Below are 21,385 nucleotides of genomic sequence, written 5' to 3'. Positions count from 1 at the left end.
CGTTTACCGTCGCCACTCGGTGGCAGCTACCTGCACGAACACTCCGGTGTCCTCGGCCATCAGTAGGCCTCGACCGCGCGGCAGCGGACCGCCCTTCATCTTGCCGCGGATGAAGCCCTCGTCCGGATCGGCATCCATCACCAGCAGTGGCGCATTGGCCTGGTGCAGCGCCCGCAACATCGGATCGCTGCCCGCCGAAGACCAGCCACCGAAGGTCCGGGTGACGATCACGTGCAAGCCGACGTCGGCTGCCCGGTTGACGAACGGAACGACCTTGTGCAACGGGGAATCGAAGCCCGGCGGCAACTGCTGGATGTCGTCGACGATCAAGAAGATCTCCGGCCCGCTCCACCACGACCGCGACAACAGCTCCTCGGCGGACAATCCCGGCGGCGGCTCGCGGCCGGCCAGGGCCGCGGACAGCTCACCCATCATTGCGATGACACCGTCGAGGTTGTAGGCGAACTTCTCTACATAGTCCGAACCCAGCGCCGTCAGCAGCTGACGGCGCGGGTCGACCAGCCATACCTGCGCGGAGGACCGTCCGGGCGGAGGCGGCGGTATGCTGCTGGCGCCCGGCGCGTAGAGCCGCCCGATTTCGGACATGATCGTGGCCAGCGTCGTCGTGCGCCCACATTCGCGACGACCGGTCACCATCAGGTGCGAATTCTCGGCGAAGTTGAGGTACACCGGCTGCAGATCCAATTCTGATATCGCCCAGGCGATTCCGCCGGCCCCCACACCCTGACGGGTGTCGCGGGCAGCCAGCTCGCGCACCTGCTCCACGCCGAACCGTGCTGGCAGCCGGCGTACCGGCGGGGCTTGGGCGGTGGTCAACCGGCTCACCGCCGCAACAACACTGTCGCACTCGAAGACGTTGTCGGGCGTACTGCCCAGCGCAGGCCGGGCGACCAGGGTATGCAGACCCGCCTGCGGGTCGCTGTCCAAGCGGACGTAGTTGACCGCAACCATGCCGCGGCCCGGCTTGACCGGAACGTCCTTGGCGAAGCGGGAACGCACCAGCTTGGCGTCCTCCACCGCAGCCAATCGCAGTTCCACCCGGGAACCGAAGCCACTGCGCACCGGCGGCCGCAGCTCCGATTCACGATCCGCGGTGACCACCACGTGCACCCCGAACGACGGGCCCTGGTTGATGATCAGGTTGACCTGCTCGATCAGCACTTCGTTTTCTTCGGCCAGCGCCCGGTAGTTGTCGATCACCAGGTACACATCGCCGAACCCGTCGTTGGGTACCGGCCCGGCCTCCCCGCCGAACTTGCGCCGGCGGAACATCTCCATCGACGCGATGCTGTATTCGAGGAAGGTGCGTTTGCGCTCGCGCACCAACGCCAGCAATTCGGCCACGGTCCGGCGCACGCCATAGGGGTCGGTGGGACCGGCGACCTCGCCCACATGCGGCAACCGGGCCACCGTGGTCAGCGCGGTACTGCTGTACGCCAAGCAGTAAAACTGAACTTGCTCGGGAGTATGGGTCAGCGCCGCCGAGCAGATCAGCGTCTGCAGCGCTGTGGTCTTGCCCGAACCGCCTGCGCCCAGGATCAAGACGTTGGCGCCGGGACCCGAGGTGTCAACCGTCCATGGTGGCTGGTCGTGCTTGAAGGGGCGGTCGATGATACCGATCGGGAACACCAGGTTGCGCGCCGAACCGTAGTCCTTCTGCCATGGGTGGCCGAGGAATCGGCTGACCAGCTCATCGATCGCTATCGGAACGGTCAGCGGCGGCTGCCACAACCGGTAGGGCTCGAACTTGATCTTGCGCAGCTGATCGATGATCACCGTGCCGACCTTGGGAGTCCGCACGCCCTCTTCTTCCTCTTCCTCGGCTTCGGCGCTCTCGATCACCTCGCCGTTGGCGTGCGCGGCGACCGCCTCGATCTGCGGCCCGCCCACACTGACCTCCAGCGGCGTGAACGAGTTGGTAAACAGCTGCGGCCGGATGTAGTCGATGTTGTGCACCAGAACCGGCGCTTCGTCGCCGTCGATGATGCCACCGGGGGCGTAGTAGTCGCGCCACAGGAATTCGGCCTGGAAGCGGGTGATGTCCTCGAGGCTCCGGCGAAAATAACCCAGACCCGCCTGTGCCGGCAGGTTCACCGCATTCGGCACGCCGGCGGCCTGCGCCGCCCCGGCGGTACGCGCCTTCAGCACGAGGCGATAACCCATATTTTCCATGAGCTTTTCGGCCCGGCTCTCGATGGTCTGTGACGCCATCATGAGGTGGATCCAATACGCCCGGCCCTGCCGGCCGATCGAGTCGAGCACGTCGACGGCGGTCGGCATGATCCGGAACCATTCGTAGAACTCGTCGATGACCACCACGAGCATCGGCAACGGCGGCATGTCCTGGCCGCGGGCCCGCATCCGGGTGCGCACCGAGTTGTACTCCTTGGCGTCGTCGACGCCGGCGTTGTCGCACACTGCTTTGCGGCGGGCGATCTCGCCCCACAGCGCATCCAGGAACCGTTCCATCAGAGCCTGGTCTTCCTCCAGGTCGGTGATGATCCGCGACACGTGCGGCACCCCGGCGAACGGCTTGACCGCCGAACCACCCTTGAGGTCGGCCAACACGAACTGCAGCTCCTCCGGTGGATGGCCCAGCATCAACGACTCGATCACGGTCCGCACCAGCGTCGACTTACCCGAACCGGTCGTGCCGGACATGACACCGTGCGGGCCGTCGCCGCCTTCGTCGAGCGACTTCATGTCCAAGAACAGCAGCTCGCCGTTGTCTGAACGGACACCGAACGGCGCCCGCAATCGCGACCGGCCCATGGTGTCGGTGCGGTTGCCCCACAACGAGTCGAAGTCGATGCTGCCCGGGTCGTCAACTCCGTAGTAGGACAAGATGTCTCGGGCACCGATATGGGCCACCCGCTGACCGATCTCCTCGTAGGCCTCGGCGAGTCGCCACTGCGCCAACTTCTGGGCGAACTCTTCTGCCTGCGAAATGCTCATCTGATCGCTCAGCGCAAAGAACCATGCCTTGTCGTCGATCACCATCCAGGTGTCGCGGTCACGGGGCAGTGCCTCGATCACGCCCTTCTCGTCGAATTCCAGCTTGCGCTCGGGGACTTCGGTCCACATCGGAGAGCCGGTCAGGTCGAAGAACGTCACCCCGTCCACGCCTTCGGCGCTGATCACATACTCCCACTGCGGGTCGTCGACATCGGCGATGATCACGGTGTGCGGTGTCGGTGTCTGCGCCGACGAACTGGCGTGCCGGGGGGTGAACGACCCACGTCCGGCGAACAATTCGGCTTGCTCGGCGGCAAATTCGCGAACCGAGCTGTACACCATTCGCGCATTCCCCGCCGCATCGTGACGCCGCGAGTCACCGAAGTGTGGAAACCACTTCACCCAGTCCCATTCGTCCAGATCGGAACTGACCACGATCAGCTGCACATGGTCGGGCCCATGGGAGAAGGTCAGCTGGCAGATGATCGCCCGCATCAGACCCAGTACCTGCTCGCGCGTCCCGACGAGCGCATACCAGGGCTCGACCAGTAGCGAAACCATCTTGGGCAGGTTGTAGACGACGCTTTGATAGCGTCCGAACTCCTGAAGCGCCTTGCCGGTCACCGGCTCGAGCTCGATGTCGGTCGGCATATTCTGCGGCTCGCCCCAGGTCACCTCCGGCCGCGTCATGCCCACGCCGACGCGCACCACGCCGAAGTTGAGGTCCTTACCGTCGGGCTTGCGCTCCCACATCCGGGGCGACCCCACTGCTGCCGCGAGTGTGGTGGGCGCCGGATGGAACCAGCGGTAGTTGGAGTCCATGCTGTCGGCCGACTCCTGGGCCGTCTCCCGCAGCATGTCCAGCATCAACATGAACTGCGCGCGCATCGCGTCCAGCTTGGGACGACTCATCTGCTGCTGGCCACCGAACCGGCCGCCGAACATCATCATCATCATGCCGCCGACCATGAAGATCGGGAAAATGGCTCCGGCGCCGCCAAACACGCGTGACCCGCTGGCAAAAGTCATGGCGACCATGCCGCCCAGCAGGCCGATCACCACGACGCCGACCACGATCAGCCACCAGGGCTTGCCCTCCGGGGGCGGAATGCTCAGCGGAGTCGGCAGGACGATGTTCTCCGGCTTGATCACCGGCGGCTTTTCCGCCGTCGGCCTGGCAAAACCACGTTTCACTTGGGTACCACCAATTCTGCAGGGGTCATGTCCATCGGTAGCGTGTCGTGCTCGACCAGTGCATCGGCTCGGGACAGCGTGGGACCCTGCGGCAACAGTCGCAGCGCGACCCACGGCGCCATGCTCGGAGCCAGGCTCAGGCCCAACGCCTCGCGAGCATCCTTGGTGTCCTCCACCCCGAACCGTGCGCCGGCATCGGTGATCCACCACAGCGATTCGGTGGTCTGAGCGGCGGGGTTGTTGCCCGTGACTGCGACGAAGTTGGCATAGTCGGGTCCGAAGTAGACGTGGTCAGCTTCGCGGCCGCTCATATCGGCCTTCACCAGGTCGACCACCTTGTGCATTTCGTGGGCCGCGACCGGGATGGTAGGCCCGGAGACCACCTTCACGCGGGCCCGGTTCTCACCCCTGGTCCGTTCCCACCACCAGCACGTCGACGGGTTTTCCCGGATGTCCAGTACGTTGAGCGGTTCGTCCGGGTAGGCGGACAGATCGATCCTGTTGACCACCGGCATCTTGGCCAACGCGGAGGGTTCCACCGTCACCGGCTTGGTGTTCCCCGGACGTCCGGCATTCTGCAGGATCTGGGCCACCAGGGGCGGCAGGGTCTGCACCCCGTCAGCCAGAACCAGCGAATACTGTTGTGGCCCACTGATCTGCGGTGTGACGAGCACCGTACCCACCGGGCCCGGAGCGCCGGGGAACGTCGCCGGAGCGCCCGCGTTGGGCACCTCGGGCACCAGCAGTTCGGGCCCCACCGGCAAGGCGTCGTAGAGCGCATGGCTCATCGGTCGGGCCTGACTGACCTGTTCGGGCGTCAACCCGAGCGGCAGTAGCACCGACCGGTTCGTGGCGTCGATGCGGGACCGGCGACCCTCGCGGATGATCCAGGTATCTCCGCCATAGCTGAGCACGACGGCGTCGGAACCCTTCAATACCCTGCGGTGGCTGCTGAGATCCGGGGTGCCGTCGATAACGGTGACCGAGACCCCTTGGGACGACCCCAGGCTCGACGAGGTGGACACCGTGTCACACACCAGCCATGACGACGCCGGCGGACTCTTGGGGGCGAACTGGTTCGGGGCACCCGGAATGCCGACGAGCGGCCCGTGCGGTTGGCTCGCGATCTGGCTTCCCTTAACCAGATGCGGATTGTCCGGCCGCCCGGTGATCAGCCGTGCCGATGCCAAGTTGAGCGCCGGATACAACCGGTCCCCCACCCGGACGAAAAGCGCGCCGGAATCCCGGTCCGCGATGATCGGCGACTCGTTCAACTGGCCCGACGGGCTGATGAATGACCACAGCAATGCACCCAGGCAGATCACCAATGCCGCCGACACCGATGCCACCACCGCCAGCGTCTGACGCCGGCCGGGTTCGATCTCCATGCGCACCCGCCAGCGGGTCAATGCCATGGCGGTTCGGCGGGCCAGGAACTGATACCCCGTTACCTGGGTCCGCGTGGACAATCCAAGGCCGTACCCCGACCCCCGCTGCCCGCGGCTCTCTTCAGCCACGCTAGATCACCTTTCGGTCTGTTCAGAACGCCTGGATACTGGCCCAAATATGTGGAGAAATGCTGACGACATCGATAACCGTAGGGCACCCGAAAAGACGGCGCTATACGGCCCTTATCGCACTAGATCCCCCAAGGATTCGTCATGTCTTCATTGCATCGTAGCGACCAATCGCCGCCGCGGCGTGTGGAAATGTTGCGGCAGGTCTAACGTCTCTGAGCTGGGAAGTAAACAGGCAAGCAAACAGGCAGTAAACACAGAGCCGTGGCAAGCCCGCGGCGAACCGGACAAGTCAGGCCGCCCCGCTGTCCGCGGACACTGGCGCTGGACGCAAGATGGGCGCCATGACTGAGCTCGCGCCCTCGCTGGTCGAACTTGCCCGCCGACTCGGTATCGCCACCGAATATCAGGACTGGACAAGGCGTGACGTGCGGGTATCTGCGGAGACGCTGGTGGCGGTGCTGGCGGCGTTCGGGGTGACCGCGCGCACCGAGGAGGAGCGCAACGCGGCACTGGCCGAGCAACTCCGGTTGCACTGGGCACGTTCGCTGCCGGCCACCATCGTGGCGCGCGCCGGTGAGCCGACGCGGTTCTGGGTGCACGTCACTCACGGCGCGCCCGCCGAGGTGTGGCTACACCTCGAGGACGGCACAGTACGCGGCGGGGCGCAACAGGTCGACAATTTCACCCCGCCGTTCGAACTGGACGGACGCTGGATCGGCGAAGCCAGCTTCGTGCTACCCACGGACCTGCCGCTCGGTTATCACCGCGTGCAGCTGCGCTCCGGCGACGACACCACCAGCACCGCGCTCATCGTCACGCCGGACTGGGTCGGGCTGCCGGAGAGACTGGGCAACCGTCGCGCATGGGGGTTGGCCACCCAGCTCTACAGCGTGCGTTCCCGACGGTCGTGGGGCATCGGCGATCTCAGCGACTTGACCGACCTGGCGCTGTGGGCGGCTTACCGACACGGCGCCGACTTTGTCCTGGTCAACCCGCTGCATGCCGCGACACCGACAACACCCATGGAGCCGTCTCCGTACCTGCCGACGTCGCGGCGCTACTTCAACCCGCTCTACCTGCGCGTGGAGGCCATTCCTGAGTTCGGCGAGCTGGCCAAGCGCAGCCGAATCCGGCAACTGCGCACCGACTTGCAGAAGCGGGCGGACCGACTCGACACCATCGATCGGGACGCGGCGTGGCGGGCCAAGCGCAAGGCCCTCGAGCTGATCTACCGGGTGCCGCGGTCGGCCGGGCGCGAGTTGGCCTACGCCGCTTTCCGGTCCCGGGAGGGCAGTGCCCTGGACAACTTCGCCACCTGGTGCGCGCTGGCCGAAAAGTACGGCGGCGACTGGCATCGATGGCCGAAGTCACTGCGGCATCCCGACGCCGCCGGCGTCGCTGATTTCATGGACAAACATGCCGACGCAGTCGATTTCCACCGGTGGATGCAGTGGCAGCTCGACGAACAGCTGGCCGCGGCGCAGTCCGGGGCCACTCGGGCCGGCATGTCGTTGGGCGTCATGCATGACCTCGCGGTCGGTGTGCACCCCGACGGGGCGGATGCGTGGGCACTGCAGGACGTGCTGGCGCTGGGGGTCACCGCCGGTGCGCCGCCGGATGAGTTCAACCAGCTTGGCCAGGACTGGTCCCAGCCGCCGTGGCGACCCGACAAACTCGACGAACAGCAGTATCGACCGTTTCGCGCGCTGATCCGGGCCGTGCTGCAGCACGCCGGCGGGGTCCGGATCGACCACATCATCGGGTTGTTCCGGCTGTGGTGGATCCCCGCGGGCGCGGCGCCGACTCATGGCACCTATGTGCGATACGACCATGAGGCGATGATCGGTATCGTCGCGCTGGAAGCGCATCGGGCCGGGGCGGTCGTCGTCGGGGAGGATCTGGGCACCGTCGAACCGTGGGTGCGCGACTATCTACTTCTGCGCGGTCTGCTGGGAACCTCGATTCTCTGGTTCGAGCTGGACCGGGACGGCAATGGCGGTCCGCTGCCCGCCGAGCGTTGGCGCGAGTGCTGCTTATCCTCCGTCACCACCCATGACCTGCCGCCGACGGCGGGTTACCTGGCCGGCGACCACGTGCGGCTGCGCGAATCCCTCGGGTTGCTGACCCGGCCGGCGGAAGCCGAACTCGAGGCGCATCAGGCCGAACGGCAGGCATGGATAGCGGAGTTACGGCGGGTCGGGCTGTTGGCGGACGGGGCCGACGCCGACCCGGAGCAGCTGCTGTTGGCCCTGTACCGATACCTGGGCCGGACGCCGTCCCGGCTGCTGGGTGTGGCATTGACCGACGCGGTTGGGGACCGCCGGACGCAGAACCAGCCGGGCACCACCGACGAATACCCGAATTGGCGGGTTCCGCTGACCGGTCGCGACGGCAAACCCATGCTGATCGAGGAAATCTTTACCGATCCCGGGGCGGCGAGGTTGGCTGACGCGGTGCGCGCGGTGACGGCTCCCGCAACCTGTTAGCTTCGGATGCCGTGACATCTTTGCGGTGTGTCTTCTGCCGTCGCTCGGTCGACGTCAGAGTTCCGACGGCCAACGTCGCTGATTCTCCCGGGACCCACTGATGAAGGCCCCGCCCAAGGTGGGTGTGGTTGCCCCGGTGGCCGGCGGACTCACCGCTGACCCCGACTGGATAACCGCCTTCGCGCTGCACCTCGAGGCGTGCGGCTTCGAATCGATCATCGTTGCTGAACACACGGTGCTCGTCACCAGATACGAGAGCCGGTATCCGTACGACAGTTCCGGGCGGGTCGGATTGGCCGCGGACTGCCCCATTCCCGACCCGCTCGATCTGCTCGGGTTTCTGGCGGGCCGGACGACGCGGCTCGGTTTGGCCACCGGCGTGTTGGTGCTGCCTAACCATCACCCCGTCGTTCTGGCCAAGCGCGCTGCGACGATCGATGCTCTTTCCGGCGGCAGACTCCGGCTGTGCGTGGGGGTGGGGTGGCTCAAAGAGGAGCTGCAGGCCTGCGGGGCGGAGTTCGAGAGCCGGGGCCGCAGAGCCGACGAACAGTTGGCAGTGTTACGGGCACTGTGGGCCGACCAGTCCGACGGGGTCTCGCATCACGGCGAGTTCTTCAACTTCGACAACGCCATGTGCTACCCCAAACCGGTTGGGCGGCTACCGGTTCACATCGGCGGGCACAGCCGGGCGGCCGCGCGGCGGGCCGGGCGCCTCGGCGACGGCTTCCAGCCGCTCGGCGTGGCTGGGCCGCAACTCGGCTCCCTGATCGCCCTGATGCGTGACGAGGCCCTCTTGGCCGGCCGCGACCCGGCATCCCTGGAGCTCTCGCTGGGCCACCTGACGACCAAGGTCGACAGCGAACGAGCAGCCCGCCTGGTCGACGAGGGCGCCGACCGGATCGTGCTGGGGATGCCACCGACCACCGACATCGAGCAGGCCAAAGACATCCTGTCGGCTTGTGCCCAACGTCTAGCGTTGGTGCCTTGGGTCTCTTGACGGATCCCGAACCCCTTGCACCGGCCGATCGGCTGGCGCTGCATGATCTGGTGCATCGATACGCTGCCCACGTCGACGACCGTGAATTCGACTCTGCAGCTGCGCTTTTCACTGTCTCCGCCGAGCTGGCGGTGCCTGACCCGCCCGCCACGCTGACGCCGGTCCATGCACACCGGGGCCGGCCGGCCATCGCCGCGGCCGTGGCGGCCGTCGCCCAGGCTCTGCGTACCGAGCACGCGATCGCCGGGGAGGTCTATGACCGGGGCCCGGCAGGCGGCGTCGCGCGCGGACGCATCGGTTGCGTCGCGCACCATTGGAGCCGGCGCGCCGGCGACTTGGTGGACGTGGTGTGGCACCTACGGTACGACGATGAGTACCAGTTGACCGAGACGGGCTGGCGAATCAGCCGCCGCGCCTTGACGATCAACGCCATTGAAGTCCGGCCGGTGCGCCGATTGCTGCCGCCGCCCTGAGCGGTTGCGCACTCCGCCGTCCCGCACGGCAGGCGAAGTCGTTTGGCCGCGCGGTATTTCGGGTAACTCCGAAGATGCGACCTGGCCCGTTCGGTTGACGGTCCGGATCCCGGCAGCGGAGGAGGCGTTGATGGGGGGAATTTCACGCCGCGCCATCCACCGACGTCTCGACGCCCACGACCCAGCGGGATGCAGCAACGACGCCGAGCGCGCGCCCGGTCTGGTTGTCATCGCCGGCGCTGCGCTGGCCTTCGTGGTGTCTATCGCAAATTTCGCATTCGGACAGATAGGACTTGGACTCGCCGCTGCCATCGGCGGCCTGCTCTCCTTCGGTGCGGGTCTGGCTTGGCTTGCCATGGAGCGCAGGCGAGTTCGCGAAGCCGAACGGCACCGGCGGTTCGACCGCCGTGACCGGTAGCGCCACCGGCCATATCCAGACACGGCGGGCTACTGCAAAGCCGCGAGGTTGTCCACCGAGTTCTGAATCTCGCGGCGCAGAACTCTGGCGACGAGGCGTCCGACTGGTCCGCCGAGCAGGCCGCCTTTCAGGTCGGCCGTCAGGTGAAAATCCGATCCCGGATGGTTGGCGGTGACCGTCACCGCAACGGCGATGCGGATTCCGCCGCGACCACAGCCATGTAATCGGATCGAGGTGGGCTCGTCGTACTCGGTGACCGTCCAGTGAATGACGTTGCGAAAGCCCTTCACCTTGATCAGTGACGACACGCGGACGCCCTCATTGATCGTCGCCGGCACCGCTCCGCGCCACCCTGCGAATATCGTCATCCATTCGTCGAATCGGTGTAGGTCGGAGGCGGTTTTCCAGGCGGATTCCGGATCGACGTTGGATGACGTTGACACCTCCACATGCGCCATGTGTTTACCCGCTCCCTGGTTCGGCGCCCCGCGATCCTGACCAGCCGCAGCGGGGCCAATGTGTTCGCGTTGACATACCCAGGCGCGATGACCCGATAAACCGTCGATGAAGTTCCGATACGCCGCTACCGCCACCCCCGGGTGGGCCGACAGGCGCCCCACGATGTGGCCGGACGTCGACCCAATCTCATTGCCGCACAACCAGCGCCGACACAGCTTGGGCACCCGCAGGAGTCTGTCAAATCCCTTTCCAGGCGGTGTCCAGCTGAGTGGCCACGTCGATGACCTGCGCGGCTTGCGACTGCGGTGAGTCGATCTCTTCGGCGACGTACTGGGCGATAAATCGCCGAATCTCGCCGTCAACACCAGCCAGAATCCGCAGCACCTCGCCGCGGATGGACTTCGACGACACGTTGACGGTGATATCGGAGGGCCGCGGTTTGGCGACGTCGACGATCAGCAGCAGCGGCTCGGCGGCACGTGCGGTGGCGCGCAACGCGATATCCCCAGCCACCTTGAACCGTTGCTTGTCGAGCCTGAGATCCAAGAGCAAGTCGATCGACAGCGGGATGTGAATCACGAATGTGATGAGCTCGCCGAGTTTTCGGGTCACCCGCGGCTCGTTGATCTTGACGTGCGCACTTACCTTGGCGATTCCTCCTGGACCCTGGGCGATCGGCTCCATGTCGAATTCGCTGCCGGCGATTTCGGCGAATGATGCCGCCACCCGCTCCGGGGTGACGGCAACCTCGAAGAACCTGCGGCCGAACTCTTCGTAGGTGACGTAGTCGTGATGTTGCATAGGCTTATACCGTCTCACGTCAACTGCCCTAACGGTCGCTGATCGGTTCGCGTCGCGCAAAATTTGACGTCAGGTGCATCAGGCGGACCGGACCCTGCCGCGACAGTGTGATTTGCGACATCCGCCAAGCGTTGTGAACAACGCCACAAGCGGCCGCTTCGATTCGATAACTCGGGCGGGCGCCTGCCACGCTTGAAGTACTTGGAGGTGTTTGGAGTCTCATGCGCGCCCACGAAAATCCTGATCAGCGCTCGGCCGTAACGCGGCTCGAGGCACTGCTGACCTGGCTCGGCGGCGGACACTGGGGTGAACTCGGTGAGCGCCACGAGCGGTCCACCCACGCCGTTGCCGGCGCGGTCGTGGCCTTCGGAGCAGGGCTGGCCTGGCTCGTCGCGAGCTTGGCGCTCAACGAGTCGACGGGCTGGCCCAGCTGGGCGGTCGTTGCCGTGGCCCTGGTGTTCGCGTTGCTGGTCGGCGCGGTGGTCCGCGGCACCGCCGGGGGCCCCGGCCGGGGGCGGGCCGGCACCGCGGGACGCGCCGGGGTCGCTCTGGCCGTCGGTGTCGTGGTCGGCGAGCTGGCCGCGCTGATCGCGTTTTCCGCTGCCATCGACCAGCGCCTCGACGAACGCGCCCTGCGTCGTGCCGACTCCGCGCCGGCGGTTGCCCAGGCCTCGGCATGGCTGCAGCAGTCCCGCGCTGGGCGTGCCGCGCTCGACAACGCGGTGGAGCAGGCACGGGGGCACCTGGACACGGCTTTGGTGATCGCTCGCTGCGAATACCATCCCACGCCGGGCTGCCCCCAGACCAGGATCACGGGCGTTCCGGGCCAGGGACCCGAAACACGAACGGCCAATGAGCTTCTCGCCGATGCGCAGCGTGAACTGGACAACGCCTTGACGGCTCGCGACCGTCAAGCACCCGATTTCGACGCCAGGGTGCGGCAAGACCAGCAGGCCGTGAACGCGGCTCGCCACGCTGTGGTCGCCGATGCTGGTCGCGGGCTGGGCACTCGCTGGGTCGCCATGAACGACGTGACTCTTGCCAGCGCAGGCGCATTGGTGCTGCGGGCACTGCTGATCGCCTTCTTCGCACTTGTGTATCTACTGCCGCTGGTCCTGCGGCTATGGCGTGGTGAGACAACGCACGATCGTCACGCGGCCGCGCGCGCCGAGCAGGAACGCGCCGAACTCGAGGCCGAGACCGCGATCGCGATCAAACGCGCCGAAGTTCGCCGCGCTGCCGAAATCATGTGGGCCGAGCATCAACTGGCCCAGACCCGCCTGGCGATCGAGGCACAGGCCGAAATCGACCGGGAGCAGCAACGCCGTCGTGTCATCGAAGCACTCGAGATTCCGGTGCGCGCGTCGTCGCAGCGTCATTTCGAGCCAGTCGAGCCAGTCGAGCCAGTCGAGGAAGTAGAGGAAGACATGTATCTACCCATCGCGGCCGAAGCGGAGGCCGCCAGCCGCGCCGTCGCCCAATTGCCCTCTGCGACAGCGGATCACCTCGCTCAAGCCCCGGACCAGCTTCCGGAGCAGGTCGACTCGGAGGGCGCCGTGGCAGCCGAGGAGACCGAGCGGGGCGGCCCGCTGATCCCGTCGATTCCGGACGCCACCAAGGCCGCGGCGCGCTGGATTCGGCCGCTGATGCCTCCGTTCGTGGCGCGGGTGATCGACAACACCACGCAACCGCTGCGTACCGCGCGTCAGGTGTTCGAAGAGGTCGAAGAAATCGCGTTTTCGTTCAAGCGCACCCGCAAAGTGACAGTCAATTCCGAGAGCTCCGAAGGCGCCGACCGCTCGGACGGCAGCCGCGACCAGCCGACGCGGCAATCGCCGGTCGCGGAGGCACCAACAGGCCGCAACCGTATCGAGTCATCGCGTGGCGAGGCCAATTCGGGCGCCTACGACCAAAACTACGAGAGGCTGGGTGCCAACGCGCGGTACCGGTCGGTGGAACAATCTCCAGAAGATCTGGCCGCGTTGTCGGTGGGATCGACCGGCCAGCAGAACCGGCGTGAGCTGGTTGGGCGGGATGCGCCGGCCGAGTTGCGTTCTCCCGATGGCCCGCGTGAGTTGCCGCCGGGCAAATAGCCCGCGGCGGCAGACCTTGGTCGTCAACATGTCGGGTCCGGTCGCAAGAGATCCTGGCGAGGAATGACATCGGCGAAGGCACCATGCTGACCGTTCGCTACGGCCTAGCATTACGACGAGCAAGGACAGGATCTCGTGGGTCTCATGACGGCAGCACAGGACACCCTCTCACGGTGACATCCCGATCGTTGATCGCAACGCCGGCGGCCGCATGAAGGTCAGCCTTTTTCTCGCGGACGCAGCGCAGGCCGATCCCCAGTCGGGTAAGGTCCATGCCCTGGGCCTGGGCTGGCGGCAGTGCCAAACACCAACCCCTCCTTTTGCTTTGGTGCTGTTCTTGGATATCGATTGGGACGAGACCAACCAACCGCACAAGTTGACGTGCCAGTTGCTGACCACAGATGGAGATCCGGTGGTAGTCACCGGCCCGCATGGCCCGCAGCCCATGCTGTTCGAAGCTGCCGCCGAGGCGGGCCGGATGCCTGGGGCGATCCACGGCACGTCGGTCCGAATGCCGCTCGCCCTCAATATCCCGCCGGGAATCCCGCTGGAACCGGGAATCTACGAGTGGCGGGTGGAGGTGGAGGGCTTCGCGCGGGCCACCGCGGTGGAGGCGTTCGTCGTGACCGGAGTCGGCCTTTCGCCGATGTCCTTCGAGTAGGCGTGAAATAGCTACGCTGCCAGTCATTCTCATTGCACGACGCCGGAGCGGCCAGGAACGCTCCGGTTGACATCGACTGGACGGCATCGCCGGTTCGTCGCAGTTAGCGTTAGCGCACGGTCAATTCGAGACGTTCGAGGCGGCGCACCAGGATGCTCGGCAACCACTGTCCGACGTCGGCGGCCTCGATCATCGACGTTCGTTCGAGCAGCTGACGCAAGACAATCCGGGCCTCCAGGCGGGCGAGCGCCGCACCGACACAGAAGTGCGCGCCCTTGCCGAAACTGACATGGCCCTTGCCCCGTCGGCGCTCAAGACGGAATTCACCGGGTGCCTCGAACTGAGCCGGATCGCGGTTGGCCGCGCCCCACAACAGCAGCAGGTGCGAGTCGGCCGGCAGGTGGACCCCGGCCAGGCGGGTGTGGTGCCGCACGTGCCGGTAGTGACCCCGAAAAGGCGCCTCGTAACGCAGCGTCTCCTCGATGAACGCTTCCAGCCGCTCGGGGTCGTCGCGCACCTGCCGCTGGATGTCGGGGCGGGTTGCCAGTATCCAGGTCGCACTGCCCAGCAACGAGGCGGTCGATTCTCCCCCCGCCGCGAACAGGGTGACCATCATGATCTGGGCCGTCAGCGTATCGATCTCGCCCGATAGGCAGGCGGTGGCAAGCTCCCCGAGCAGATTGTTCTGGGGAGCGGCCGCGGCCCGGCTGAATTGCTCGAAAATGTAGCCGCTGAGCTCCATCAGCGCGACACCCGCGGCGGCGAGCTGCTCGTGGCTGACCAAGCCTTCGAGCAGTTGCGTGGCCGCGTATCCCCATTTCACCAACTGGGCGACGTCCGCTTCGGGCACACCGATGAGCCGAGCCACGACCATCATCGGCAGCCGGTTGGCCATCGCATCCATCCATTCGATGTGACCGTTGCGCAGGCCGTCGACCCACAGCCGGTTTGCGGTCTGAGTGGCAAACTGTTCGATGGCGCGGATTCGCTTGGCCGCCAAGTGGCGCACCAGGAGTTTGCGATGCAGTGCGTGGGCAGGATCGTCGGCGGTGGCCAGCACATGCGTCGGCCCGCCCAGTGCGGCGTCCATCTCGAACGGCTGGATTGCGCCATCGACCGTATAGGTCATCGTTGCGGTCAGGTTCGACGAAAAGTCCTCGGGACGGCTGACGGTGTCACGGACGGCGTCCCAGCCGCACACCGCATAGAAACCGGAGTCACCGATGCGGTGGACGGGTCCGGCGGCATGCATGCGGTCGTAGAGCGGGTAGGGATCTTGCAGGCATTCGGCACCGAAGAAGGTGCGGGCATCGACCGGGCAGGTCCGGAGTCCGGTGGAGCTCATCCGATGGTCCATCGCCGGGTCGGCGCGCGTTGCGTCGGCGAACTGGGCAGCACCTCGACGCGGGATGTCTCGGCACGGCGGACACTCCGCACGGCTGGCATTACGCATCCTTTCTTCTGGCGTGCCCACGGGCCGATCAATCCGAGGATGAATCCGGGCACAAGCAGCAATTCTCACCAGAGTGATCGGTGGATGCGCCGGGCGTCAACGACGCGACACCATCTTTTACGACAATTGAAACCCCCGTGCGATGCGCTGCTCCCCCGGGTTGTCTCACCGCGGCTTTCGGACCTGCGCAGTACTGGCATTAACCGCCATCCTCGTCTCAGGTTTGAGAACAACCAGCTTCGTCGTGCCAGTGCCGGTCTGGGCTTGGCGGGCTCAGCGTGTCCAGGCGGGCGAATCGGCAGCGTTGCGCAAAGCTGCAACGATGCGGTGTTCTTTCTCCAGGAATCGCTCGGTCGGCGTGGGTACCGAGATCGCGACCACGTTGTCGCCCAGCGCTCGACCCGCGATCGCGGCCGCCGAAATCCCCGGGGTGTGTTCGTCGCGATCGAAAGCGATTCCAGCGCTCCGGATTTCAGCGATTTCACGACTCAGCGCGGTGGCGACCCCGGGGGTGAACTTGGCCAGGGCGGCCGCCGTGGCGGCGTCGTCGAGTGCGGCGAGGGCCGCCTTCCCGTTGGCGGTCCCGTTCAGCGGGAACCGGACGCCGATCGCCGAGACGGCGCGCAGCCGGTGGGACGACTCGATTTGGTCGATGAACCACATCTTCTGGCCGCGCAGAACCGACAGGTCGACGGTTTCGCCGCCGGTGGCCGCGGCCACTCGCTCGATGGTCGGGCGGAACACCGCCGCGATGTGCGCTCCAGTGGCGTTGCCGAACCCCAGCAGGCGGTCCCCGAGCGCAAAGTGGCCACGGTCATCGACACTGGCCAAACCGACTTCGACGAGCCCGACCAGCAGGCGCCGCGTGGTCGACTTGGCCAGCTGTAACCGCTCGCTGAGGTCGACCAGACGCAACTGGCCTGGCTCGGCGGCGATTTCGTCCAGTGCGGCTGCGGCCCGGCGCAGCACCTGGATGCCTTCGTCGCGATTCGTCCGGGAACTTCGTTCCGTTGTCGCCACAATTCCACTATAGTGGTCCGCACCGCGAACTTTAAAGAACCGAAATGTGGATCAGAGGAGATCTCAGTGAGCGTGCTTCCGACTGGGCGGTATTTTTTCCGTGGCGATGAGGGGTACGAGGCCGCACGCCGCGGCTCGGTATGGCATCAACGAGTACCCGAACGCTATCCCGAGGTGATTGTGCAGGCTGTCGATGCCGCAGACATTGTCGCGGGCCTTCGCTACGCCAAGGCCAACGGCCACCGGGTCAGCATCGTCTCGGGTGGGCACAGCTTCGCGGCAAGCCATCTGCGCGACGGCGCCCTCCTGCTCGACGTCAGCCGCCTCGACCACGCCAGGATCGACGCCGAAAACATGACAGCAGTCGCGGGCCCCGGCAAGGGCGGCAGCATGCTCATGGCCGACCTGCAGGCGCAGAACCTCTTTTTCCCCGGCGGCCACTGTAAAGGCGTCTGTCTGGGCGGCTACCTGCTACAAGGCGGGTACGGCTGGAACAGCAGGATTTACGGCCCCGCCTGCGAGAGTGTCATCGGCCTCGACGTCATCACCGCCGATGGCGAGCAGATCTATTGCGACGCCGACAATCACCCCGACCTGTATTGGGCCGCCCGCGGCGCCGGGCCGGGCTTTTTCGGGGTCGTCACGTCGTTCTACCTCAAGCTCTATCCCCGCCCGGCCGTTTGCGGCACCAGCGTGTACGTGTACCCGTTCGACGTGGCCGACGAGGTGTACACGTGGGCCCGCAACGTCAGCGCCGACGTGGACCGTCGCGTCGAGATGCAGATCCTTGCCACTCGCAGCGTGCCGGAGATGGGTCTCGACATGCCCGCCATCGTCATGGCATCGCCGGCCTTCGCCGACTCGGAGGACGAGGCTCGGGAAGCGTTGTCGGTGTTCGACACCTGTCCGGTCGTCGACCGGGCTCTGGTCAAAAACCCTTACATGCCAACGGATTTACCAACTTGGTACGACGTCGTGATGACCCATTACCTGAGCGACCACCGCTACACGGCCGACAACATGTGGACCTCGGCGGCGGCCGATGAGCTGTTGCCGGGCATTCGCGACGTTCTCGACACCTTGCCTCCCCCGCCGTCGCACTTCCTATGGCTGAACTGGGGACCCTCCCCGGCCCGTCAGGACATGGCCTACAGCATCGAAGACGAGATCTACCTGGCGCTCTACGGCTCGTGGAAGGACCCGGCCGACGACGAGAAGTACGGCGATTGGGCGCGGTCGAACATGGCGGCGATGTCGCACTTGGCCACCGGCATTCAGCTTGCGGACGAAAACCTCGGCCAGCGGCCGGCCCGATTTGCCACCGATGAGGCCATGGTCCGGCTGGACAAGGCACGGGCGACTTACGATCCCGAAGGTCTGTTCAATGGCTGGATGGGACGAATCTGATGACCGGCGACCTTTATCTGGGCTATCGCAACGACGACGCCGGCACGCCGTTCAGCATGTTCTTCAAGCCCGAGATGACTTCCCTGCCAACGCATGTCGTCGAGGCGCTACAGCATGGTCCGCAAGGCGGGATGGCGTTGTTGGCTTTCGGCGACGCCGCAACTGTTGCCGACGAGGGCTATCACCAGACCGAGAACGGTTACGGAATTGTCGAGGACGGCAGCTTCCACGTCTCGGTCCGCACCGACATGCCCGGGGTCACCCCGGCGATGTGGGTCTGGTGGTTCGGCTGGCACGGCTGCGACACCCGGCGCTACAAGCTGTGGCATCCCCGGGCGCACCTTTCGGCCGCTTGGAAGGACGGTGACGACGCGGGCCGCCGGGGTAACCAGCGCTACATCGGCCGCTGGTCGATGATCAGCGAGTACATCGGCTCGGCAATGCTCAATGCCGCAATCCAATTCGTCGCACCCGCGGGCCTGGGGCTGCCGGCGGATTCCGACGATGCGGTAGCGATTTGTGCCCGGCTGGGCTCGGGTGACGCCCCCGTCGACGTCGGATGGTTCGTCCACCATATTCGGTCGACACCGAGCGGCTCGGAGATGCGTTCACGATTCTGGATGGGCGGCCCGTACATCGAAGTTCGCAAGGCCCCGGGCGTGGCGTCAAAGGCGGTGCGCCCCATCGCGGCTCGGGTCCTTGGCAACCCGGCAGCCACCGCTCGCAACCTGCTGGTGCACTGTGCGCAAGAGATGAATCATCTCGCGGGGTTCTTGCCTCAACTCTACGAGCGCTTCGGCGACGAGTAGGCGATCCTCAGTTTCGTTGGGCAAATGCGGGCGCAACGAAGTTCTGCACCAGCCGGCGTTCGGCCTCCTCGTCGTCACCCGGCCAGTAGACCAGCGACAACACGACGCGTACCACCCACTTGGCGGCCTGCGGATCACCGCCGGCGAGACCGGCAAGGTCGGTAGCAAACTGGGCGGTAAGTGGCGACTCGGCGAGCCAGGCAACCTGCCGGGTGCCGCCGCGAATTGAGCCGACCATGAGCTGGCACAGTGGGTCGGCGCGGATCTGCTTGATGGTCAACATGATTGCGGTGACGAGTCGCTCCACCCCGCTCAGCGGCTCGACCGCCGCGCGAACAGAATCCACAATGCGGTGCGCCGTTCGCCTGACGACGGCGTTACGGATCTCGGTTTTCCCGCCGACATAACGGTAGATGGTCGCTCGGGAACAGTGGACGCGGCTGGCCAGCTTGTCGATATCCAGTGCGTTGAGCCCGTCGCGGGCGATGAGCTCGGTTGCGGCCTCGTAGATCCGCTCGGCGGCGGCTTCGCGGCGGTCCCCTCCCAGGAGCCAATCGTCGGCTGGCACGTGGACGCGTCCTTCCCGTGAGAATAAAGAAAAACATTTTCTAAGGTTGAGACAAAACTAGCACTTATTCTCACTATCGATGCAGGTCATTTTTGCGCGCTGAGACGGTCGGGGCGGGGGCTGCAGACCACCGATTTCAACTTGTCACTACCGCGTTGACCTGCATATTTCTGTTGTTCAGGGTAGTGGGAGGACTTCTTCGTCACCGGACTCACCGGCTGCCGAGTGGTCGTGAGCTGTCGTTGGCGACTGCTGGATGAGGAGGCTGGGCGATGAACTTTTCGGTATTGCCACCCGAGATCAACTCGGCTCTCATATTCACCGGGGCCGGATCGGAACCCCTGTTGGGAGCCGCGGCGGCCTGGGGCGGATTGGCTCAGGAATTGGATTTGGCCGCGACGTCATTCGGCGCGATAACCGCGGGACTGGTCGGTAAGGCCTGGCTGGGGCCCGCGTCGGCGGCGATGGCGGCGATGGCAACCCCGTATGCAGATTGGCTTTCGGCCACGGCGGCCCAGGCGCGGCAGGCGGCGATGCAGGCCGCGACGTTGGGCCTGGAGTTCGAAGCCGTCCGATCGGCGATGGTGCAGCCAATCATAGTGGCGGCCAATCGTTTCGACCTGGTGTCCTTGGTCAGGTCGAATCTGTTCGGGCAAAATGCTCCCGCGATCGCCGCGGTGGAAGCCGCATACGAGGCGATGTGGGCACAAGACGTGTCGGCAATGGCCGCCTACCACGTGGGGGCGTCGGCCGCGGTCTCGGCGCTGGAGCCGTTCACCCAGCCGCTGCAGGGTCTGGCGGGACTGCCCGCTCAGCTGGCGGCCGCGGCGGCCGCCACTGCGGCAGGAGCGCCCGTCAACGCAGGTTTCGGCAACGCCGGCGTCGGCAACGTGGGCAACGGGAACCTCGGTAGCAACAATGTCGGCTCCGGAAATCTGGGCAGCTACAACACGGGCTTCGGGAACGCCGGCAGCTTCAACGTGGGTCTGGCGAACACCGGTAGCAGCAATTTCGGGTTCGGGAATACCGGCAGCAACAATATCGGCATCGGACTCACCGGCACGGGCCGGGTGGGCGTTGGCTGGCTGAACTCAGGCACCGGCAATATCGGCTTGTTCAACTCCGGCACCGGCAATATCGGCCTGTTCAACGCCGGCACCGGAAATGTCGGGATTGGCAACTCCGGCTCCGGGAACCTGGGATTCTTCAACTCCGGCCTGGCGAACTTCGGCAGCGGTAATTCCGGCAACTCCAACACTGGATCGTACAATCCGGGAAATTTCAACACCGGCAGCTTCAATGCGGGCGACGGCAACACCGGTTATTCGAACTTCGGCAGCTACAACTCGGGGAGCTTCAACATAGGCTCGGGCAACACGGGCAGTTACAATGCCGGCAATGTGAACACCGGATTTTTCAATTCAGGTAATGTCAACACTGGCGTCCTCAATTCGGGTGATATGAATAACGGTTTCGCCTTCAGAGGCACCGGCCAGGGCGGTCTCCGTTTCAATCTGAGCACTCCGGATCTGACCATGCCACCAATCAATATTCCGGGCATAGCAGTGCCGGCACTCGATTTGCCGACCGTTGTTACATCGAACTTGGCGATACCTGCTATCGACTTGCCGAAGTTAACCGTACCCGCGATCAATGCGCCCGGGCTCGACCTGCCCGCGGTGACGGTGCCCGGATTCACCCTGGACAGCGCACTGCTGGGCGGCTTCACCACACCCAAGCTGAGCATTCCCCCGCTGACCACACCCACAGTCAACGTGCCGGGCCTGGACCTGCCGGCGGTGACGGTGCCCGGATTCACCCTGGACAGCGCACTGCTGGGCGGCTTCACCACACCCAAGCTGAGCATTCCCCCGCTGACCACACCCACAGTCAACGTGCCGGGCCTGGACCTGCCGGCGGTGACGGTGCCCGGATTCACCCTGGACAGCGCACTGCTGGGCGGCTTCACCACACCCAAGCTGAGCATTCCCCCGCTGACCACACCCACAGTCAACGTGCCGGGCCTGGACCTGCCGGCGGTGACGGTGCC

General features: G+C 65.7%; 16 protein-coding genes. 8 read left to right on the top strand and 8 right to left on the bottom strand.

Features of this window, described 5'->3' with window-relative positions; translation table 11 throughout:
• Nucleotides 1-3: 3 nt before the first annotated feature.
• Nucleotides 4-4,170: a type VII secretion protein EccCa gene (eccCa, locus tag EET13_RS14130; RefSeq protein WP_122442881.1), complete on the bottom strand. Its 4,167-nt coding sequence runs from the start codon at nucleotides 4,168-4,170 to the stop codon at nucleotides 4-6.
• Nucleotides 4,167-5,687 (bottom strand): type VII secretion protein EccB, encoded by a 1,521-nt coding sequence (gene eccB / locus EET13_RS14125; RefSeq protein WP_122442880.1) that lies wholly within the window; start codon nucleotides 5,685-5,687, stop codon nucleotides 4,167-4,169. Before eccB ends, eccCa begins: the two co-directional genes overlap by 4 nt.
• 344 nt (nucleotides 5,688-6,031) lie before the next feature.
• On the opposite strand from eccB, the gene malQ reads away from it, so the two are divergent.
• The 3 genes from malQ to EET13_RS14110 all read left to right on the top strand — a co-directional run bounded on the left by malQ (nucleotide 6,032) and on the right by EET13_RS14110 (nucleotide 9,646).
• The gene (gene malQ / locus EET13_RS14120; protein WP_122442888.1) at nucleotides 6,032-8,176 is read left to right on the top strand and encodes a 4-alpha-glucanotransferase; all 2,145 of its coding nucleotides are present in this window, start codon (nucleotides 6,032-6,034) and stop codon (nucleotides 8,174-8,176) included.
• Nucleotides 8,177-8,276: 100 nt separating this feature from the next.
• Nucleotides 8,277-9,173, top strand: coding sequence for an LLM class F420-dependent oxidoreductase (locus EET13_RS14115; protein WP_122442879.1), 897 nt, complete (start codon nucleotides 8,277-8,279; stop codon nucleotides 9,171-9,173).
• A 32-nt stretch (nucleotides 9,174-9,205) separates the two neighbouring features.
• Nucleotides 9,206-9,646, top strand: a complete 441-nt coding sequence (locus tag EET13_RS14110; RefSeq protein WP_122442887.1) for a nuclear transport factor 2 family protein — start codon at nucleotides 9,206-9,208, stop codon at nucleotides 9,644-9,646.
• 142 nt (nucleotides 9,647-9,788) lie between these two features.
• On the opposite strand, the gene EET13_RS32800 is transcribed toward EET13_RS14110, so the two are convergent.
• From EET13_RS32800 to EET13_RS14095, 3 genes are all read right to left on the bottom strand, one after another.
• Nucleotides 9,789-10,070 (bottom strand): hypothetical protein, encoded by a 282-nt coding sequence (locus EET13_RS32800; RefSeq protein ID WP_168991283.1) that lies wholly within the window; start codon nucleotides 10,068-10,070, stop codon nucleotides 9,789-9,791.
• A gap of 23 nt (nucleotides 10,071-10,093) precedes the next feature.
• A complete protein-coding gene (locus tag EET13_RS14100) occupies nucleotides 10,094-10,522 on the bottom strand; it encodes a type II toxin-antitoxin system Rv0910 family toxin (protein ID WP_122442885.1) in 429 nt (142 codons plus the stop codon).
• A gap of 238 nt (nucleotides 10,523-10,760) precedes the next feature.
• Entirely contained in the window at nucleotides 10,761-11,324 is a 564-nt protein-coding gene (locus EET13_RS14095) for a hypothetical protein (RefSeq protein ID WP_122442878.1), read from the bottom strand.
• Nucleotides 11,325-11,545: 221 nt separating this feature from the next.
• Between EET13_RS14095 and EET13_RS14090 the strand changes: the two genes are divergently transcribed.
• Both EET13_RS14090 and EET13_RS14085 read left to right on the top strand, forming a co-directional pair.
• Nucleotides 11,546-13,417: a DUF4407 domain-containing protein gene (locus EET13_RS14090; RefSeq protein ID WP_122442877.1), complete on the top strand. Its 1,872-nt coding sequence runs from the start codon at nucleotides 11,546-11,548 to the stop codon at nucleotides 13,415-13,417.
• A 211-nt stretch (nucleotides 13,418-13,628) separates the two neighbouring features.
• Nucleotides 13,629-14,078, top strand: a complete 450-nt coding sequence (locus tag EET13_RS14085) for a DUF6941 family protein (protein ID WP_122442876.1) — start codon at nucleotides 13,629-13,631, stop codon at nucleotides 14,076-14,078.
• 109 nt (nucleotides 14,079-14,187) lie between these two features.
• Here the strand turns inward: EET13_RS14085 and EET13_RS14080 are convergent, their stop codons facing one another.
• Both EET13_RS14080 and EET13_RS14075 read right to left on the bottom strand, forming a co-directional pair.
• The gene (locus EET13_RS14080) at nucleotides 14,188-15,423 is read right to left on the bottom strand and encodes a cytochrome P450 (RefSeq protein ID WP_211189070.1); all 1,236 of its coding nucleotides are present in this window, start codon (nucleotides 15,421-15,423) and stop codon (nucleotides 14,188-14,190) included.
• A gap of 381 nt (nucleotides 15,424-15,804) precedes the next feature.
• Nucleotides 15,805-16,551 carry an IclR family transcriptional regulator gene (locus tag EET13_RS14075; protein ID WP_122442874.1) on the bottom strand — a complete coding sequence of 249 codons (747 nt, stop codon included), beginning with the start codon at nucleotides 16,549-16,551 and terminating at the stop codon, nucleotides 15,805-15,807.
• Nucleotides 16,552-16,617: 66 nt separating this feature from the next.
• On the opposite strand from EET13_RS14075, the gene EET13_RS14070 reads away from it, so the two are divergent.
• Nucleotides 16,618-17,958, top strand: coding sequence for an FAD-binding oxidoreductase (locus tag EET13_RS14070; RefSeq protein WP_122442873.1), 1,341 nt, complete (start codon nucleotides 16,618-16,620; stop codon nucleotides 17,956-17,958).
• A complete protein-coding gene (locus tag EET13_RS14065; RefSeq protein ID WP_122442872.1) occupies nucleotides 17,958-18,767 on the top strand; it encodes a DAPG hydrolase family protein in 810 nt (269 codons plus the stop codon). Before EET13_RS14070 ends, EET13_RS14065 begins: the two co-directional genes overlap by 1 nt.
• Before the next feature lie 7 nt (nucleotides 18,768-18,774).
• Here the strand turns inward: EET13_RS14065 and EET13_RS14060 are convergent, their stop codons facing one another.
• Nucleotides 18,775-19,335, bottom strand: a complete 561-nt coding sequence (locus EET13_RS14060; RefSeq protein ID WP_122442871.1) for a TetR/AcrR family transcriptional regulator — start codon at nucleotides 19,333-19,335, stop codon at nucleotides 18,775-18,777.
• Between the two features lie 272 nt (nucleotides 19,336-19,607).
• On the opposite strand from EET13_RS14060, the gene EET13_RS14055 reads away from it, so the two are divergent.
• The coding region (locus EET13_RS14055; RefSeq protein ID WP_122442870.1) for a PPE family protein at nucleotides 19,608-21,385 on the top strand (1,778 nt) is incomplete at its 3' end.

This window comes from Mycobacterium attenuatum (assembly GCF_900566085.1).
GTDB lineage: Bacteria > Actinomycetota > Actinomycetes > Mycobacteriales > Mycobacteriaceae > Mycobacterium > Mycobacterium attenuatum.
Note: the sequence above shows the minus strand (reverse complement) of the source record. Positions and strands in the feature narration are given on the sequence as shown.

Bases quoted from the DNA above. Each gene is read 5' to 3' on its own strand.
- EET13_RS14090 (WP_122442877.1), top strand. From the start codon at position 11,546: ATGCGCGCCCACGAAAATCCTGATCAGCGCTCGGCCGTAACGCGGCTC.
- EET13_RS14115 (WP_122442879.1), top strand. From the start codon at position 8,277: ATGAAGGCCCCGCCCAAGGTGGGTGTGGTTGCCCCGGTGGCCGGCGGA.
- EET13_RS14080 (WP_211189070.1), bottom strand. From the start codon at position 15,423: ATGAGCTCCACCGGACTCCGGACCTGCCCGGTCGATGCCCGCACCTTC.
- EET13_RS14100 (WP_122442885.1), bottom strand. From the start codon at position 10,522: ATGGCGCATGTGGAGGTGTCAACGTCATCCAACGTCGATCCGGAATCC.
- EET13_RS14065 (WP_122442872.1), top strand. From the start codon at position 17,958: ATGACCGGCGACCTTTATCTGGGCTATCGCAACGACGACGCCGGCACG.
- EET13_RS14085 (WP_122442876.1), top strand. From the start codon at position 13,629: ATGAAGGTCAGCCTTTTTCTCGCGGACGCAGCGCAGGCCGATCCCCAG.
- malQ (WP_122442888.1), top strand. From the start codon at position 6,032: ATGACTGAGCTCGCGCCCTCGCTGGTCGAACTTGCCCGCCGACTCGGT.
- EET13_RS14095 (WP_122442878.1), bottom strand. From the start codon at position 11,324: ATGCAACATCACGACTACGTCACCTACGAAGAGTTCGGCCGCAGGTTC.